Origin of the sequence: Janthinobacterium kochi (assembly GCF_051380715.1) — a bacterium.
Taxonomy (GTDB): Bacteria; Pseudomonadota; Gammaproteobacteria; order Burkholderiales; family Burkholderiaceae_D; genus Janthinobacterium.
In genome coordinates this window covers 1-17,275 of record NZ_JBNYXO010000016.1, presented here as the reverse complement: position 1 = coordinate 17,275, position 17,275 = coordinate 1, and the positions used below count along the sequence as shown (strand labels likewise).

General features: G+C 62.3%; 17 protein-coding genes. 7 read left to right on the top strand and 10 right to left on the bottom strand.

Features of this window, described 5'->3' with window-relative positions; all coding sequences use genetic code 11:
• Position 1: 1 nt before the first annotated feature.
• The 4 genes from ACQ4WL_RS24520 to ACQ4WL_RS24505 all read left to right on the top strand — a co-directional run bounded on the left by ACQ4WL_RS24520 (position 2) and on the right by ACQ4WL_RS24505 (position 6,146).
• Positions 2 to 2,266 (top strand): xanthine dehydrogenase family protein molybdopterin-binding subunit, encoded by a 2,265-nt coding sequence (locus ACQ4WL_RS24520; protein ID WP_436512076.1) that lies wholly within the window; start codon positions 2 to 4, stop codon positions 2,264 to 2,266.
• Positions 2,267 to 2,279: 13 nt separating this feature from the next.
• The gene (locus ACQ4WL_RS24515) at positions 2,280 to 2,888 is read left to right on the top strand and encodes a nucleotidyltransferase family protein (protein ID WP_436512075.1); all 609 of its coding nucleotides are present in this window, start codon (positions 2,280 to 2,282) and stop codon (positions 2,886 to 2,888) included.
• Positions 2,889 to 2,915: 27 nt separating this feature from the next.
• Entirely contained in the window at positions 2,916 to 4,757 is a 1,842-nt protein-coding gene (locus ACQ4WL_RS24510; protein WP_436512074.1) for a M61 family metallopeptidase, read from the top strand.
• A 213-nt stretch (positions 4,758 to 4,970) separates the two neighbouring features.
• Complete coding sequence (locus tag ACQ4WL_RS24505) at positions 4,971 to 6,146, top strand: GGDEF domain-containing protein (RefSeq protein WP_436512073.1); 1,176 nt, start codon at positions 4,971 to 4,973, stop codon at positions 6,144 to 6,146.
• Here ACQ4WL_RS24505 and ACQ4WL_RS24500 read toward each other — a convergent pair.
• From ACQ4WL_RS24500 to rpe, 7 genes are all read right to left on the bottom strand, one after another.
• Complete coding sequence (locus ACQ4WL_RS24500; protein ID WP_436512072.1) at positions 6,097 to 6,561, bottom strand: hypothetical protein; 465 nt, start codon at positions 6,559 to 6,561, stop codon at positions 6,097 to 6,099. The genes ACQ4WL_RS24505 and ACQ4WL_RS24500 overlap by 50 nt on opposite strands.
• Before the next feature lie 20 nt (positions 6,562 to 6,581).
• On the bottom strand, positions 6,582 to 7,382 hold the full coding sequence (gene trpC / locus ACQ4WL_RS24495; protein WP_436512071.1) for an indole-3-glycerol phosphate synthase TrpC: 801 nt from the start codon (positions 7,380 to 7,382) through the stop codon (positions 6,582 to 6,584).
• A 34-nt stretch (positions 7,383 to 7,416) separates the two neighbouring features.
• Positions 7,417 to 8,460 carry an anthranilate phosphoribosyltransferase gene (gene trpD, locus ACQ4WL_RS24490; protein WP_436512070.1) on the bottom strand — a complete coding sequence of 348 codons (1,044 nt, stop codon included), beginning with the start codon at positions 8,458 to 8,460 and terminating at the stop codon, positions 7,417 to 7,419.
• A 65-nt stretch (positions 8,461 to 8,525) separates the two neighbouring features.
• Entirely contained in the window at positions 8,526 to 9,089 is a 564-nt protein-coding gene (locus ACQ4WL_RS24485) for an aminodeoxychorismate/anthranilate synthase component II (RefSeq protein WP_035824429.1), read from the bottom strand.
• A gap of 1 nt (position 9,090) precedes the next feature.
• Positions 9,091 to 10,587: an anthranilate synthase component I gene (gene trpE / locus ACQ4WL_RS24480; RefSeq protein WP_436512069.1), complete on the bottom strand. Its 1,497-nt coding sequence runs from the start codon at positions 10,585 to 10,587 to the stop codon at positions 9,091 to 9,093.
• Between the two features lie 254 nt (positions 10,588 to 10,841).
• Positions 10,842 to 11,558, bottom strand: a complete 717-nt coding sequence (locus tag ACQ4WL_RS24475) for a phosphoglycolate phosphatase (RefSeq protein WP_436512068.1) — start codon at positions 11,556 to 11,558, stop codon at positions 10,842 to 10,844.
• The gene (rpe, locus tag ACQ4WL_RS24470; protein ID WP_219117435.1) at positions 11,558 to 12,232 is read right to left on the bottom strand and encodes a ribulose-phosphate 3-epimerase; all 675 of its coding nucleotides are present in this window, start codon (positions 12,230 to 12,232) and stop codon (positions 11,558 to 11,560) included. The genes ACQ4WL_RS24475 and rpe overlap by 1 nt, the downstream gene beginning before the upstream one ends.
• A 159-nt stretch (positions 12,233 to 12,391) precedes the next feature.
• Between rpe and apaG the strand changes: the two genes are divergently transcribed.
• Positions 12,392 to 12,766 (top strand): Co2+/Mg2+ efflux facilitator ApaG/CorD, encoded by a 375-nt coding sequence (apaG, locus tag ACQ4WL_RS24465; protein WP_034753698.1) that lies wholly within the window; start codon positions 12,392 to 12,394, stop codon positions 12,764 to 12,766.
• A gap of 24 nt (positions 12,767 to 12,790) precedes the next feature.
• Here apaG and ACQ4WL_RS24460 read toward each other — a convergent pair whose 3' ends face one another.
• Positions 12,791 to 12,937 (bottom strand): hypothetical protein, encoded by a 147-nt coding sequence (locus ACQ4WL_RS24460; RefSeq protein ID WP_165829277.1) that lies wholly within the window; start codon positions 12,935 to 12,937, stop codon positions 12,791 to 12,793.
• Between the two features lie 145 nt (positions 12,938 to 13,082).
• Here ACQ4WL_RS24460 and mltA point away from each other — a divergent pair, with 145 nt between their 5' ends.
• Entirely contained in the window at positions 13,083 to 14,216 is a 1,134-nt protein-coding gene (mltA, locus tag ACQ4WL_RS24455; protein WP_436512067.1) for a murein transglycosylase A, read from the top strand.
• A gap of 42 nt (positions 14,217 to 14,258) precedes the next feature.
• Here the strand turns inward: mltA and ACQ4WL_RS24450 are convergent, their stop codons facing one another.
• Entirely contained in the window at positions 14,259 to 14,696 is a 438-nt protein-coding gene (locus ACQ4WL_RS24450; RefSeq protein WP_436512066.1) for a universal stress protein, read from the bottom strand.
• 137 nt (positions 14,697 to 14,833) lie between these two features.
• Positions 14,834 to 16,135, bottom strand: coding sequence for an MFS transporter (locus ACQ4WL_RS24445; RefSeq protein WP_436512065.1), 1,302 nt, complete (start codon positions 16,133 to 16,135; stop codon positions 14,834 to 14,836).
• 76 nt (positions 16,136 to 16,211) lie between these two features.
• On the opposite strand from ACQ4WL_RS24445, the gene ACQ4WL_RS24440 reads away from it, so the two are divergent.
• On the top strand, positions 16,212 to 16,988 hold the full coding sequence (locus ACQ4WL_RS24440; RefSeq protein WP_436512064.1) for an enoyl-CoA hydratase: 777 nt from the start codon (positions 16,212 to 16,214) through the stop codon (positions 16,986 to 16,988).
• The last annotated feature ends 287 nt before the right edge of the window (positions 16,989 to 17,275 follow it).

Sequence of the window (17,275 nt, the reverse complement as noted above, 5' to 3'; positions counted from 1 at the left end):
CATGCGTATCGAATGGTTGAATCAGGAAGCATTGCAGCAGGGCGGAGTGACCCTGGGCGCGGCGCTGGCATCGGCGCCAGCGGTGCTTGCCGGTGGCGTCTCGCGGCGCGGGTTCATGCAGGCCGGCGCGGTGGCGGGCGGCGGCTTGATGCTGGGCTTTTTCCTGCCGGGCGCGGGCAAGCTGGCCTTGGCGGCCGATGCCGCGCCCGCCAAGCCCGTGTATGCACCGAACGCCTTTTTGCACATCGCGCCCGATAACACGGTGACGGTGCAGGTGAACCGGCTGGAATTCGGCCAGGGCGTGCAAACGAGCTTGCCCATGCTGATCGCCGAGGAACTCGACGCCAACTGGAGCCTGGTGCATGGCGCGCTGGCGCCCGCCGGCGAGCAGTACAAGGACGCCGCCTACGGCATGCAGATGACGGGCGGCTCGGGCAGCATCGCCCATTCGTTTACGCAGTACCGGGAAATTGGCGCCAAGGCGCGCGCCATGCTGGTGGGCGCCGCCGCCGTGCAGTGGAAAGTCAGTCCCGACCAGGTGCGCGCCGCGAAAGGCGTGCTGTATGGCCCCGGCGGGCAAAAGGCGACGTATGGCGAACTTGCCGACGCGGCCATGCGCCAACCTGTACCTGCCAGCGTCAAGCTGAAGGACCCGCGTGACTTTTCCATCATCGGCAAACCCGTGAAACGCCTGGACGCCGCCGCCAAGTCCACGGGAAAACAGCAGTTCGGCATCGACTTCAAGCCGCCTGGCGCGAAAGTGGCCATGGTGGCGCGCCCGCCCGTGTTTGGCGCAAAAGTGGCGAAGTTCGACGCCAGCAAGGCCAAGGCCATCAAGGGCGTGCTGGAGGTGCTGGAAGTGAAGACCGACCGAGGCGGCAGCGGCGTGGCGGTGATTGCCGACGGCTACTGGCCCGCCAAGCAGGGACGTGACGCGCTGGTGATCGAATGGGACACGAGCGCCGTGGAAAAGGTCAGCAGCGACCAGCAACTGGCGGCCTTCAAGGCGCTGGCCAAGACGCCCGGTACGGTGGCGCGCGCATTCGATGTCGCCGCATTGTCCAAGGCGCCGAAAAAAATCGAGGCCGTCTACGAATTCCCCTATCTGGCACACGCGCCGATGGAGCCGCTCAACTGCGTCGTCGACCTGCAGGCCGACAAATGCACGATGTGGGTGGGCTCGCAATTCCAGACGGGCGACCAGGCGGCGATTGCCGCCACATCCGGCCTGAAACCCGAACAGGTGACCCTGCACACGATGATGGCCGGCGGTGGTTTCGGCCGGCGCGCCGTGCCGTCGTCCGACTACGTGGTCGAAGCCGTCAATGTCGCCAAGGCGTACCGGGCTGCCGGCAAGAGCGGACCATTAAAACTGATGTGGAGCCGCGAGGACGACATCAAGGGCGGCTACTACCGGCCGTCGCATGTGCACCGCGCGCAGATTGGCCTCGACGCCAAAGGCAAGATACTCGCCTGGGACCATACCATCGTGGGCCAGTCCATCATGGCCGGCACGCCGTTCGAAGCCTTCATGGTGAAAAATGGCGTCGACGGCACCATGGTCGAAGGCATGGGCGAACCGTACACCTTGCCGATGAAGCTGTCCGTGCACACGGCCAAGGCGAACGTGCCCGTGCTGTGGTGGCGCTCCGTCGGCTCGACGCATACGGCCTTCGTCATGGAAACCCTGATTGACGAAGCGGCGCACGTGGCGAAGATGGACCCCGTCGCCTACCGCAAGCAGCTGATCGACGCGAAGCACACGCGCCACATCGCCGCGCTGGACCTGGCCGTGGCCAAGTCCGGCTATGGCAGGAAGAAGCTGCCGAAAGGGCAGGCCTGGGGCGTGGCCATGCATGAATCGTTCAATTCCGTGGTCGCCTACGTGGTGACGGCGTCGGTGGTGCAAGGCGCGCCCAAGCTGCACCAGGTATGGGCGGGCGTGCATTGCAACCTGGCCGTCAATCCGCTGACGATCGAGGCGCAAGTGCAGGGCGCCGCGCTGATGGCGCTGGGCATGACCATTCCCGGCGCGGCCATCACGCTCAAGGATGGCCTGGTGCAGCAGCAGAACTTCGGCGACTACCCGGTGCCGCGCATGCCCGACATGCCGGTGATCGAGGTGCACCTGGTGCCATCGGGCGACGCGCCGACGGGCATGGGCGAACCGGGCGTGCCGCCGCTGGCGCCCGCCTTCGCCAATGCGCTGTTTGCCCTGACGGGCAAGCGCCTGCGCAAGCTGCCGTTCGACCTGGCGGCCGCATGACGGCAGTGGTCTTTTGAGTACGGTCGGCATCTTGCTGGCAGCCGGAAGGGGACGCAGGTTCGACCCTTCCGGCGTGCAGAACAAATTATTGCAGCCGTTGACGGAAGGCCCGCATGCGGGCTTGCCGGTCGTGGTGGCGGCGGCCAGGAACATGCTGGCGGCATTGCCGCGCGTGCTGGCCGTGGTGCGCGCCGACGACACGCAGGTGGCGCGCGCACTCGGTGCGCTGGGCTGCGAGGTGCGCGTCTGCCATGATGCCGATACGGGCATGGCCGCCTCGCTCACCTACGCCATCGACCATGTGCGCGGCGCACCGGGCTGGTTGATCGCCCTGGGCGACATGCCTAGTGTAGAACCGGCTACAATCGCCGCCTTGTCGCAAGCCATCGGCGATGGCGCGCACATCGCCGTGCCCGTGTTCCAGGGGCGGCGCGGCAATCCTGTCGCGTTCAGTGCCTTTCACTTGGCGCTGCTGCTGGCGCTCGATGGCGACCAGGGCGCGCGCAGCATCGTCAACAGCCATGCCGTGTGCGACGTGACAGTGGACGACGGCGGCATCTTGCGCGATATTGATACACCTGACGATTTGTCGCCGGTGCATGGCGCGCCCAGGCGACTTTAGAACATCCATGCCAGACACGAGAAAAACATGAAAAAAGCTCCAATTAAAAAAAATATCGCCAAGGCGCCCGCCGCCGGCATCATCTACAGCATCGCCGCCTCCGACCTGGCGGGCCACATGTTCAAGGTCACCTTGACAGTCAAGTCGCCGGCCGCCATCGGCCAGGTCTTGTCCTTGCCGGCCTGGATTCCGGGCAGCTACATGATCCGCGAATTTTCGCGCAACATCGTCAGCATCCGCGCCGAATCCGAGGGCAAGGCCGTGGCGCTGGCCAAGCTGGACAAGCATTCGTGGCAAGCCGCTCCGTGCAAGGGCGCCTTGACGCTCGAATACGATGTGTATGCCTGGGATTTGTCCGTGCGCGCCGCGCACCTGGACCAGAATCACGGCTTCTTCAATGGCACCAGCGTGTTCCTGCGCGTACTGGGGCAGGAGGCCGAGCCGCACGAGGTGCACATCGTGCAGCCGAAGGATGCGGCTTGCAAGACCTGGCGCGTGGCCACCTCCTTGCCGGAACTCAAGGCGAAGCGCTATGGCTTCGGCAGCTACCAGGCGGCCAACTACGATGAGTTGATTGACCACCCGGTGGAAATGGGCGATTTCGCGCTGGCCACCTTCAAGGCGCATGGCGTGCCGCACGATATCGTCGTCACGGGCAAGGTGCCGAACCTGGACCTGGACCGTTTGTGCCGCGACCTGAAAGCCATCTGCGAAACGCAGATCGCCTTCTTCGAGCCGAAGACCAAAAAAGCGCCGATGGAGCGCTATGTGTTCATGACCATGGCCGTCGGCGACGGTTACGGCGGCCTGGAACACCGCGCCTCGACGGCGCTGATCTGTGCGCGCGCCGACTTGCCGACGACGGCGTCGACCAGCACGGAGATCGGCGACGGTTATCTGAAATTCCTCGGCCTGTGCAGCCACGAGTACTTCCATACCTGGAACGTCAAGCGCATCAAGCCGGCCGCCTTTGCGCCGTACAACCTGCAGGCGGAAAGCTATTCGCCGCTGCTGTGGCTATTCGAGGGCTTCACCAGCTATTACGATGACCTGATGCTGGTGCGCGCGGGCCTGATCGACGAGGCAGCCTATTTCAAATTGCTGGGCAAGACCGTCAACAGCGTCTTGCGCGGCAGCGGCCGCAGCAAGCAAAGCGTGGCCGATTCCAGCTTCGATGCCTGGGGCAAGTACTACCGCCAGGATGAAAATGCGCCGAACGCCATCGTCAGCTATTACACCAAGGGTTCGCTGATCGCGCTGGCCTTCGACCTGACGATCCGCAGCAAGACGAATGGCGAAAAGTCGCTGGACGACGTGATGCAGGCGCTGTGGCAGCGCTATGGCCGCGATTTCTACAAGGGCAAAGGAGAAGGCAAAGGCCGTGGCGTGACGCCGGCCGAAGTCGAAGCCCTGTTCGATGAGATCTCCGGCACGCGCATGAAACCGTTCTTCGAACGCTACATCCGCGGCACGGACGACGTGCCGCTGGCGCGCCTGCTGGCGCCGTTCGGCGTGAAATACAGCGATGCGCGCAAGGCGGAAAAAGCCAGCCTGGACGTCAACCTGGGCCGCGACGGCAATGACGCCAAACTGGCGCAGGTGCACCAGGGCGGCGGCGCCCACCTGGCCGGCCTGTCGGCGGGCGACGTGCTGGTGGCAGTCGACGGCTTGCGCGTGACGGGCACCAACCTGGACGCCTTGCTGGGCCGTTACGCCGTCGGCGCCAAGGTGGCGATCCACGCCTTCCGCCGCGACGAACTGATGACATTCACCGCCGTGCTGCAGGGTGACCGCGTGCCGGGTGTCAGCTTGACCCTGCTGCCGGCGCCGAAGAAAACCACGGGGCCGAAGCGTCCTAGCGCGGCATGATGCTGTCTGTCGTGCAGTAAGACAGAAAACCGGCCGTGATTGGCCGGTTTTTCATTTCAAGCAGCAATTTATCACATGCTACTCATCCGTCGAAATGGTGGCTTGCCATCATATTTACTGCAAATGAACTAATTTTTCTTTAACTAAACTAAAATTGCCGAATTGTTCTTTTAGATCGCCCCTAACGTGCAAACCCTCGATCCTCGAACGATCATGCTGATGACGACCCTGATGTGCGGGGCGATGAGCATCGTCATGTTCTCGGTGTATCGCAGTTTCCGGCGCGAGGTGCATGGCCTGGGGCATTGGGCGGCCGGCTTGCTGCTGCTCGTGTGCGCGTCCCTGCTGTTTGGCGCCCGCGAAGTGCTGCCGCCGGCATTGTCCATGATCGCGGCCAATGCGGCGCTGGTGGCCGGCATCGGCCTGTCGATGCTGGGCACGGAGAAATTCTTTGGCCTGGCGCCCAGCCTTCGCGCCTATCTGCTGGTACTTGCCCTGGCCATCGCCGGCAATAGCTGGTGGCTGCTGGTGCACCCTGATTTCTCGGCGCGCGTGGCGGTCTTCTCCCTGCTGGTCTTCCTGTTTTACGCGCGCCAGGTGCAGTTGGTGTGGCGTCATGGTGAGCGCCATTTCTCCAGTTTTTTCTTTGGCGCGCTGATGCTGACGCAAGCCGTCGTGGTGCTGGCGCGCGGCGTATCGGCCTTGCTGCATGGCGGCGCCAGCGTGAACCTGACGGTGACCGGCACGCCGGCCGGCATCTATCTGGCGGTCGCCAATTTCATGGCCCTGCTGCTGACGGTGGGTTTCATGACGGTGGCGACGCGCCGCCTGCAGCAGATACTGGAGCGCCGCTCGACCCACGATCCGCTGACGCAGGTGTTGAACCGGCGCGGTTTTGGCGACGCCTATGCGCGCGAAGTAGACAGTCCGCGCCGTCGCTGTTTGCCGCTGACACTGCTCAGCATCGACCTCGATTACTTCAAATCGATCAATGACCGCTACGGTCACGCCGTGGGCGACCAGGTGTTGGCGCATGTGGCCATCGTTATCAAAGGCGCCTTGCGCGAATCGGATTGCGTGGCGCGTTTCGGCGGCGAGGAGTTCGTCGTGCTGATGCCGGACATGCCGGCGCATGATGCGCTGGGCGTGGCCGAACGCATTCGCACCTTGCTGCACGAACCGAATCATGCGGGCCTGCCATCATGCACGGTCAGCATCGGCGTCGCTTGCCAGGCATCGGTGGTGGAGGGGCTGGAACAGTTGCTGTCGCGCGCCGATGCGGCCCTGTACCTGGCCAAGGAGCGGGGACGCGACCGCATCGAACTCGATACTTGCGCGCTTACTGTGGACCGGACAAGGTCCGCAGCTGGAACCGGTACTGGTCGTTGAACAGGAAGGTTTCGGAAAAATCGAAGGTCCGGGCGTGGCGGCGCATCAAGTGTCCCGCCGGCGGAAAGAACGCTGGCACGCGCCGCACGGCGGCCAGCGCCGCAGCCGATGCTTCGCTGTTGCGAGAACGGTGGACGTGCACGCTTTTCAGTTCGCCGTCGGGCCCCACGCTCAGGTCGAGCACGACGATGGCCGGCAGCATGGGCGGCAGGCGCCCGCTGAACGTGTATGCACCGTTGGCCGCCATGATCTGCTGCGCGACCAGCGACTTGTAGGCGTCGATGCTGGCGGCGAGCTGTATCGCGGCCGGCGTGCTAGGGAGCGTAGCTGCGGGCGTGCGCGCCGCTGGCGGGGCCGCAGTCTGGCAAGCCGACAGCAGGCTGGCGGCGGCAAGGACGATCATCGCGTGTCTCATGCGTGCCAGCCTACCATGCTTTAACTGAACAGGCGTTCCAGTTCCACGCCGGGGTCGGGCGCGCGCATGAACGCTTCGCCCACCAGGAAGCTGTGGATGTGCGCGTCGCGCATGCGTTGCACGTCGGCCGTGCTGTGGATGCCCGATTCCGTGATGATCAATTTGTCTTGCGGGATGCGCGGCAAGAGATTGATGGTCGTGTCGAGCGACGTTTCGAAGGTGCGCAGGTTGCGGTTGTTGATGCCGATCAACGCGCTCTTGAGTTTGAGTGCCGCCGTCAGTTCGTCGCCATCGTGGCTTTCGATCAGCACGCCCATGCCCAGTTCGTGGGCGCACGCTTCCATTTCGGCCATAAGACCGTGGTCGAGCGCGGCGACGATCAGCAGGATGCAGTCGGCGCCCATGGCGCGCGCTTCATAGATCTGGTACATGTCGACCATGAAATCCTTGCGCAGCACGGGGATGGCGCATGCGGCGCGCGCCTGCTGCAGATACTCCACGCTGCCCTGGAAGAACTGCTCGTCCGTCAGCACGGACAGGCAAGCCGCGCCGTGTTGGGCATAGCTGGCGGCGATGTCGGCAGGGCGGAAGTCGGCGCGGATCACGCCTTTCGATGGCGACGCTTTTTTGACTTCGGCGATGATGCCGGGCTTGCCGGCGGCGATGTGCTGGCGCAGGCTCGCCTCGAAGCCGCGCAGATCGGCGCGCAGGGCACTGTCGCTTTCCACGTCGCCGCGCAGGCTGGCCAGGCTGCGATGGGCTTTCGCCTTCGCCACTTCGTCGGCCTTCACGGCCAGGATTTTATCGAGTATGTCGGACATGATGGTCGCTATTCTATCAAGGAGGGCGGGGAGCTTACGCTTGTGCCGGGGTGCCCAGTTGCTGCGTGACCTGCACGAATTGTTCCAGTTTCGCCAGGGCCGCACCCGAGCTGACGGCGATGCGCGCGCGCGCCAGGCCATCTTCGATCGAGCTGGCCACGCCGGCCGCGTACAGCGCCGTGCCCGCGTTCAGGGCGACGATGTCTGCTGCCGCACCGGGTTCGCCGCGCAGCGCTTCCATCATCTTGGCTTTCGATTCGATGGCATCGGCCACCTTCAGGTTGCGGCTGGCGATCATCGACATGCCGAAGTCTTCCGGATGGATTTCATACTCGCGGATTTCGCCGTTGACCAGTTCGCCCACCATGGTGGCGGCACCGAGCGACACTTCATCCATATTGTCGCGGCCGTACACGACGATCGCATGCTGCGCGCCCAGGCGCTGCAGCACGCGTACCTGGATGCCGACCAGGTCGGCGTGGAACACGCCCATCAAGATGTTTGGCGCACCGGCCGGATTGGTCAGCGGACCGAGGATATTGAAGATCGTGCGTACACCCAGTTCGCGGCGCACGGGCGCCGCGTGCTTCATGGCCGCATGGTGGTTGGGCGCGTACATGAAACCGATGCCCGTTTGCGCGATCGATTGGGCGATCTGCTCGGGTTGCAGGTTGATGTTGACACCCAGGGAGTCGAGCACGTCGGCGCTGCCGGACGATGACGAGACGCTGCGTCCGCCATGCTTGGCCACGCGCGCGCCGGCTGCTGCCGCCACGAACATCGAGGCGGTGGAGATATTAAAAGTGTGCGCGCCATCGCCGCCCGTGCCGACGATGTCGAGCAGGTTGGTAGTGTCGGCCATGGGCACCTTGGTGGAAAACTCGCGCATCACTTGCGCGGCGGCGGCGATTTCGCCGATGGTTTCCTTTTTCACGCGCAGGCCCATGGTCAGCGCCGCGATCATGGTGGGCGACATTTCGCCGGACATGATCTGGCGGAACAGGTACAGCATTTCGTCGTGAAAGATTTCGCGGTGTTCGATGCAGCGCAGCAGGGCTTCTTGTGGGGTGATCGGCATGATGCTTCCTTCTTCAATGATGGCGCAGGAGGACACTGATGGCACGCCGTGGCGTGCGCATGGAATCAGCGCTCGAGGAAATTCTTCAGCAGGGCGTGGCCGTGCTCCGAGAGAATCGATTCGGGGTGGAATTGCACCCCCTCGATATCGTATTCCCGGTGGCGCACGCCCATGATTTCGCCGTCGTCCGTCCACGCTGTCACTTCCAGGCAGGAAGGCAGCGAGGCGCGTTCGATCGCCAAAGAGTGGTAGCGGATCACTGTGAAGGGGCTGGGTATATCCTTGAAGACACCCACGCCTGTATGTGCGATGAGGGAAGTCTTGCCATGCATGACCTGCTTGGCACGGATGACCTTGCCGCCAAACGCTTCGCCGATGGCCTGGTGGCCCAGGCATACGCCGAGTATCGGTTTCTTGCCGGCGAAGTGCTTGAGCACTTCCACCGAAATGCCCGCCTGTGCCGGTGCTTTCGGGCCGGGCGAGATGCAGATGCGGTCCGGGTTCAGCGCTTCGATCTGTTCGATCGTGATTTCATCGTTGCGGTAGACCCGCACGTCTTCGCCCAACTCGCCGAAATACTGCACGATGTTGTAGGTGAAGGAGTCGTAGTTGTCGATCATCAGCAGCATCTTAAAACTCCCCATCCAGGCCATCTTGCACTTGTTCGGCGGCGCGCAATACGGCGCGCGCCTTGTTTTCGGTTTCCTGCCATTCCATTTCGGGGATCGAATCGGCCACGATGCCGGCTGCGGCCTGCACATACAGCATGCCGTCCTTGATCACGCCCGTGCGGATGGCAATTGCCACGTCCATTTCGCCGCCAAACGACAGGTAGCCGCAGGCGCCGCCATAGATGCCGCGCTTGGTGATTTCCAGCTCGTCGATCACTTCCATGGCACGCACTTTTGGCGCGCCCGTCAGGGTGCCGGCGGGGAATGTGGCGCGCAGCACGTCCAGGTTCGACAGGCCGTCTTTCAGCGTGCCTTCCACGTTCGAGACGATGTGCTGCACATGCGAGTATTTTTCGATGACCATGCGGTCGGTGACGTGCACGCTGCCCGTCTCCGCAATGCGGCCGATGTCGTTGCGCGCCAGGTCGATCAGCATCACGTGCTCGGCGATCTCTTTCGGATCGGCCAGCAGTTCGGCCGACAATTCGGCGTCGCGCTCTGGCGTGGCGCCGCGCGGACGGGTGCCGGCGATGGGGCGCAAGGTGACTTTCTTGCCGCCGTCCGCCAGCTTCTCGTTGCGTACCAAAATTTCGGGCGAGGCGCCGATGATCTGCATGTCGCCGAAATTATAGAAGTACATGTAGGGCGACGGGTTCAGCGAACGCAGGGCGCGGTACAGGGTCAGCGGCGAGTCAACATACGGTTTGCGGATGCGCTGGCCGATCTGCACCTGCATCAAGTCGCCGGCCATCACGTATTCATGCGCCTTGGCGACCGCCTTCAGATAGTCTTCCTTGGAAAAGTCGCGGATGGTTTCCGTGCGCACGGAGGCGCTGGTGACCGGTGCATCGACGCCGCGGCGCAGCATCATGCGCAAGTCCTTCAGGCGCTGGCGCGCTTTCGAGAACGACTCGGGCTGCGTGGTGTCGGCATACACGATCAGGTACAGCTTGCCGGACAGGTTGTCGATGACGGCCAGTTCTTCCGTCACCATCAACTGGATGTCGGGCAGGTTCAAGTCGTCTTTCGGCGCGCCGCCGGCCAGTTTTTTCTCGATGTGGCGCACGGTGTCGTAGCCGAAGTAACCGGCCAGGCCGCCGCAAAAACGCGGCATGCCGGGGCGCAGGGCTACCTTGAAGCGCGACTGGTACTGTTCGATGAAGTCGAGCGGATTGCCTTCGTGCTCTTCGATCACGGCACCGTTCTTGACGATCTCGGTGCGGTTACCATGGCTGCGCAAGACGGTGTTGGCGGGCAAACCGATGAAGGAATAGCGGCCGAAGCGTTCACCGCCGACGACGGATTCGAGCAAGAAGGTGTTCTTGCCGCCTTGCTGGGTTTGCGCCAGTTTCAGGTATAGCGTGAGCGGGGTTTCGAGGTCGGCAAAAGCTTCCGCGATCAGGGGGATGCGGTTGTAGCCTTGCTGGGACAGCGATTTGAATTCGAGTTCGGTCATGTGTCTCTCCATGCCGCCAGGGTACGCGTGTGCGTCGTGCTGTCAAAGCACAGACCCTGCGGTGGGTTATCAAAAAACCTGCCGGCGCATACAACACGCAAATGCGCGCGTGCCGCCGACAGCAATCTTACACGGCTCGGCCCTTAGGCCTGCCAGGATTGCCAGCGTCGCCAAAGCCAGGCCTCAATCGAGCCGGTTTGGGTGACATTGTGTTTTTTGATGAGAAACGTGTTCACGATATGGTGTTGGGTTGGTCAGTATGCTGGTCTGTTGTGCATGCTAATAAAATCGGCCGCTTCGAGCAGCGTATTTACTATACCATCGGAATCGGTGTCGTGTATAGGGTGTCCGTGGTTGTAGCCATACGGTACGGTCAAGACGGGGCAAGCCGCAGCCCGTGCCGCTTGCGCGTCATTCGAAGAGTCGCCGATGGCCACCACTTTGGCGGGCGCCAGGTCGAAGTCCGCACACACTTGCAGCAGCGGCATGGGGTGGGGTTTTTTCTTCGGCAGCGAATCGCCGCCGTAGACGATCTCGAAATACCCGTCGAGCTTTTTCTGCTTCAGCAGGGGCAGGGCGAAGGCGATCGGCTTGTTGGTGACGCAGGCCAGGCGCAAGCCCGCCGCCTTCATTGCCGCCAGCCCTGCTTCCACGTCCGGGTACAAGGTGCTGAACTGGCCATTGATGGCCAGGTAGTGACGCTGGTAAGCCTCCATCGCCGTGTCAAAACGCTGTTCCACGCCGGCGGCATCGAAGTCCAGGGCCAGCACGGTGCGGATCAGGTTTTCCGAGCCCTTGCCCACCATCAGCTTGATGGCCTCGGCGCTGATGGGCACCAGATCGAATTCGGCGCGCATGCCATTGATGGCGACATGAAAATCGGGCACGGTGTCGAGCATCGTGCCATCGAGGTCGATGATGGCGGCGCGCACGCCGGCCAGTACGTGGTCTTTCACCGTGCCCGCTTGCATCAGGCGCCCGTCACTTTTGCCAATTCGGCGCGCATGGCATCGATGACGGCCTTGTAATCCGGCTTGCCGAAGATGGCCGAGCCGGCGACGAAGGTGTCGGCGCCGGCGGCAGCGGCGGCGGCGATGTTATCGATCTTGATGCCGCCATCGACTTCCAGCATGATGTCACGACCCGATTCGTCGATCATGCGGCGCGCTTCGGCGATTTTTTTCAGTGCTTGCGGGATGAACGATTGGCCGCCGAAGCCAGGGTTAACGGACATGATCAGGATGATGTCGATCTTGTCCATCACGTGTTCCAGGTAATGCAGCGGCGTGCCCGGGTTGAAAACCAGGCCCGATTTGCAGCCATTGTCGCGGATCAGCTGCAAGGAACGGTCGACGTGATCCGACGCTTCCGGGTGAAAGGTGATGATGTTCGCGCCAGCCTTGGCGAAATCCGGGATAATGCGATCGACAGGCTTTACCATCAGATGCACATCGATGGGTACTTGCACGTGCGGGCGAATCGCTTCGCACACCAGCGGGCCGATGGTCAGGTTCGGCACATAATGGTTATCCATCACGTCGAAGTGAATGATGTCGGCGCCGGCGGTAACGACGTTGCGCACTTCCTCGCCCAGGCGGGCAAAGTCGGCGGACAGGATGCTGGGAGCGATACGGAATGTTGTCATGGTGGCTAAGGGCTAAGAGTAGAAAATGCGAAGATGCGCTATTTTACGCTTGACGCCGTTACCATGCCTTACTGGAACGCAGAATACACGGCGCGCGATGGCCAATGCGGCGCGCGCGACACACAATATATGACTGGCAATGTCTGAATAGGAATGACGATGGCGACTTATGAATTTACGGTAACGGTCAAGACACAATATCTGCCCGAACAATCGGCCCCCGACCAGGGGCGGCACGTGTTCAGCTACACGATTCGCGTCGTCAACACGGGCACGGCAGGCGCGCAACTGATTTCGCGCCACTGGGTCATCACGGATGCGAACAACAAGGTCGAAGAGGTGCGCGGCCTGGGTGCCGTCGGCCACCAGCCGCTGCTGCAGCCGGGCGAGCAGTTCGAATACACGAGCGGCACCATGCTGGGCACGCCGCAAGGCTCGATGCACGGCGAATACTTTTGTGTGGCCGAAGATGGCCATCAGTTCGAAGCGCCGATTCCCGAATTCGTGCTGTCGGTGCCGCGTACCCTGCATTAACGAGAGGCCGGGGGCGTGCGCCCCCTATTTCAGTTTTTCGGTGCTGTCCTGTTCTTCGCCGAGCTGCTTGCGCGCGGGTGGCGCGGGTTTTTTACCCGAATACATGGTCCACCAGACTATAAATGCCAGCAAGAAGAACGCCACCAGCGCCTCTATCATCAAGATCCACATACGCACTCCTATGTTATTTACCCGCAGCTTAGTATTTACCCGCCTTCTGTTGACACGCGGTAGTCTACCCGTTTCAATCGCCGGCGTCGCGCTTGCTCTATCCGCCTGCACCACGCCGTCCACGCCACCCGCTGCCACCAGTGGCATGGCGCCCGCCATCGCGCCGACCGTCGTCAAGCCGGTGCCGGCCAAGCCGGCCGATGCCAGGGATGGCACGGATGGGGCAGCCCCCACCTTCATGCCCGCCAAATTTGCCGCTTTGCCTGGCTGGGCCCGCGACGACATGCGCGCCGCCTGGCCAGCGTTCATGGCTTCGTGCGGCGTGCTGGTGAAACGTCCGGACTGGAAAGAATCGTGCACGATAGCGCGTCAGGTGAATGCCGACAGCGACAAGGCCATCCGCCTGTTCTTCGAGACCTTCTTTGTGCCCAATCAAGTCATCACCGCCGATGGCGTCAGCACAGGCCTCGTCACTGGCTACTATGAGCCGCTGCTGCATGGGGCGCGCAAGCGCGGCGGTCCATACCAGACTCCGCTGTACAAGGTGCCCGACGATCTGGTCTCGGTGGACTTGTCCGGCGTGTATCCGGAACTGAAAAACATGCGCTTGCGAGGCAGGCTGGTGGGCAAGAAGGTGATCCCGTACGCTACCCGCGCCGACATCGAGCGCGCCACGGCCGTCACGGGCAAGGAGTTGCTGTGGGTGGATGACGAAGTCGAGGCGTTCTTCCTGCAAGTGCAAGGTTCCGGGCGCGTGCAGCTGACCGATACGCAGGAAACCGTGCGCGTGGCGTATGCGGACCAGAATGGCCACCCATACAAATCGATCGGCCGCTACCTGGTCGACAAGGGCGAGCTGACCCTGAATCAGGCGTCCGCGCAGGGCATCAAGGCGTGGATTGCTGGCCACCCTACGCGCAAGGATGAATTGTTCAACGCCAATCCCAGCTATGTCTTCTTCAAGGAAGAGCGCCTGCCCGATCCCAAGGTGGGGCCGAAGGGCGCATTGGGCGTGCCGTTGACGCCGCAGCGCTCGGTGGCCATCGATTCGCGCTTCCTGCCACTGGGTGCGCCCGTGTTCCTGTCCACCACGCAAGCCAATAGCGAGATTCCCATGCAGCGCCTGGTGATGGCGCAGGATACGGGCGGCGCCATTCGCGGGCCGATCCGGGTCGATTACTTTTTTGGCTTTGGCGCGGAAGCGGCAGAGAATGCGGGCCGCATGAAGCAGAGCGGCGCCGTGTGGGTATTGCTGCCGAAACAGGCACCGGCGCGCTAGGGGGAACTGCGCGGCGCCGGGTTGGGATGCGCTAGCGCAAGGTTAGCGCAGGACCATGACTGGCAGCAGGGTATGCGCCAGCACTTTTTGCGTTTCGCTGCCCACGAACAGCTTGTTCAAGCCCTTGCGGCCATGCGAGGCCATCAGGATGATGTCGCAATGGTAGGTTTGCGCCGCATTGACGATTTCGTCATGCGGGCTCGGTGACACGGCGACCACGCCTTCGAAGGGCACGCCAACGGCGCGCGCCGCTGCGCCGATCTTGTCGATGGCGCGTTGCGAGGCTTCCTGCATCTGCTGTTCATACAGGCTCGCGTCGAGCACGATGCCGCCATCGGCCATCGGCGAGAACGGAAAGGGCTGCACCACGCTGATGGCGACCAGCTTGGCCTTGTTCAATTGAGCGAAGGCGAGGGCGGTCTCGGCGGCTTTGTCGGACAACGGCGAGCCGTCGGTGGGAAATAAGATGGTGTTAAACATAGCGTGCTCCTCAAGTGATGTAAGACAGCTTATGGATTTACATCAATTAAAACCTTGATATAAATCAAACCTCGCAAGTTTTGGCATGAATAGTGTCGCCAAGGCAATCTTTCAGCAGTGTATGCCCGTTCATCGCTTCAGGTGCGCACGCTACGCAGCGGCGTGCCCCACACCATCGCGACCGTCAACAGAATGCTGCCTGCCGCGATGCAGGCCAGGCCATTGCGCACGCCAAAGTGTTCCGCTACCCAGCCGGCGGCCAGCGCGCCCAGCGGTGCCGTCGCCACCGTCAGGAAGCGCATGGTCGAGGTCATGCGGCCCAGCATGGGGTCGGGCGTGACTTTCTGGCGCAGGCCCAGGTAGGGAATAAAAAACAGCATCACGCCGCAATCGAAAAAGAACATCAGCACGGCATAAGCCACGGCGCTGGCGGCCGCGCTGCCGAACAGGGCGGCGGGGATGGTGGGCGTCATGGCAAAACAGACGGAGGTGGATGCCAGTCCGATGAGAATGGTGCGGCCGGCACCATAGCGGCGCGTCAGTGGCTTGACGATGAAGGCGCTGAGCAATACGCCGGCGCCGCCGAGCATCTGCGTCATGCCCAGCACGCCAGGACTCATGCCCAGGTCGCGCGTGGCGAACAGCACCGTCAAGGCCATGCTGGCGTAAAACAGGAAGTGCCAGATGCCGGCACCCCAGGCAAGCGCGCGCAGCAGTGGTTCACGCCAGACAAACAGCAAGCCGTCGGCGATGTCGCGCAGGGCGTGCTTGTCGGATGGTGCGGGACGCGGATCGCGTACGCTCATGGCGCGCAAATTGCAGACGGAAACAAAATAGCCGCAAGCCGTGCACAGGATGGCGACGGGCGCCGACAAGACTTGCACCAGCACACCGGCCAGGCCGGGGCCGATCAGGCGCGAAGCCGATTCGGTCGCAGCAAATTTTGATTGCGCATCGATCAAGCCATCGCGTCCCACGAGGAAGGTCAGGAAGACCTGTTCGGCGCCGCCACCGACGACGAAGCCCGTGCCGATGATGAACCCCACTATATATAACCATGGCATCGACAGCACGCCGCACCAGTAGGCAACAGCCACGCTGGCCAGGGCCAGGCCGGACATGCTTTCGCTGAAGAGCATGATCGGGTGCTTGCTGCGCCGGTCCAGCAGTACGCCGACAGGCAGGCCAAAGAGGGCGAACGGCAGCGCTTGCAGCGCGACGAGCACGCCCATCTGTTCCGGCGTCGCATGCAGCAGCAGTACCGCACACAGCGGCAGGGCCAGCGAGGTGATCTGTGCGCCGAAGCAATTGAGGCCGTTGCTGAACCACAGGCGGCGAAAATTGACGCTGGCGGCGCTGCCGTCGCCGCGCAGGTAGTGGGCGCAGTACTGAAAGAAGGAAGAGAAAATACGCTGCTCGATAAAGGTGATCGGGCTCACAATAATAGCAGCGCACCTGCCGCACCGCCGCCGTTAGCCGCTACAATCGTTGCACCGTTCATCCAGAGGAGACACTATGCAATACGAAGACTTGATCATCGATATCCAGGACAAAGTGGCGGTCATCCGCCTGAACCGCCCGAAGGCGCTCAACGCATTGAGCGACAATATGATGAATGAGCTGGGCGACGCCCTGCTGAAGTTCGACGCGGACGAGAATATCGGCTGTATCGTGCTCACGGGTAGCGAAAAAGCGTTTGCCGCCGGTGCCGATATCGCCGCTATGGCCGATTACACCTACCCGGACACCTTCACTCAGGGTTACATCAGCCGCAACTGGGAGCATATCTTGCGCGTGCGCAAACCCGTAGTGGGCGCCGTAGCGGGTTACGCACTTGGCGGTGGCTGCGAACTGGCCATGATGTGCGATTTCCTGATCGCCGCCGACAGCGCCAAATTTGGCCAGCCGGAAATCAAGGTTGGTGTCACGCCAGGGGCGGGCGGGACGCAGCGCCTGCCGCGCGCCATCGGCAAGGCCAAGGCCATGGACCTGTTGCTGACGGCACGTACCATCGACGCCGCCGAGGCGGAACGCATCGGCCTGGTGTCGCGCGTGGTGCCAGCCGATAAATTGCTGGAAGAGACGCTGGCTGCCGCCAAGACCATCGCTGCCATGCCGACCTCGGTTGCCATGATGATCAAGGATTGCGTCAACCGCGCCTTTGAAACGACCTTGACCGACGGCGTCGCTTATGAGCGCCGTTTGTTCCAGGCCGCTTTCGGCACTCCCGCGCAAAAAGAAGGCATGCACGCTTTCCTGGAAAAGCGCTTGCCAAACTTCGACGGTCTTTGATATGATTCGCCTCCCCGATGAGACGCACTAGTTTTAGCGAAACAGAGGGAGCCAGATGCAGTAGCAGACGGCAAAAAAGAAGGTTGACGAAATGCTGAAAAAGCTTCATACTCTTCCTTCTTCGCAGCTGACAAACACAACGCTTTGTCGATAGCGCGAAAGTCGCAAATAAGCAGTACCGAATACCGTTCTTTAACAATTAACAGTCGATAAGTGTGGGCATTTGATGTAAGTGCAGCGTCAATCTTCGGATGGGCGTCTAACTTAAAATATCAAATGTTCACAAG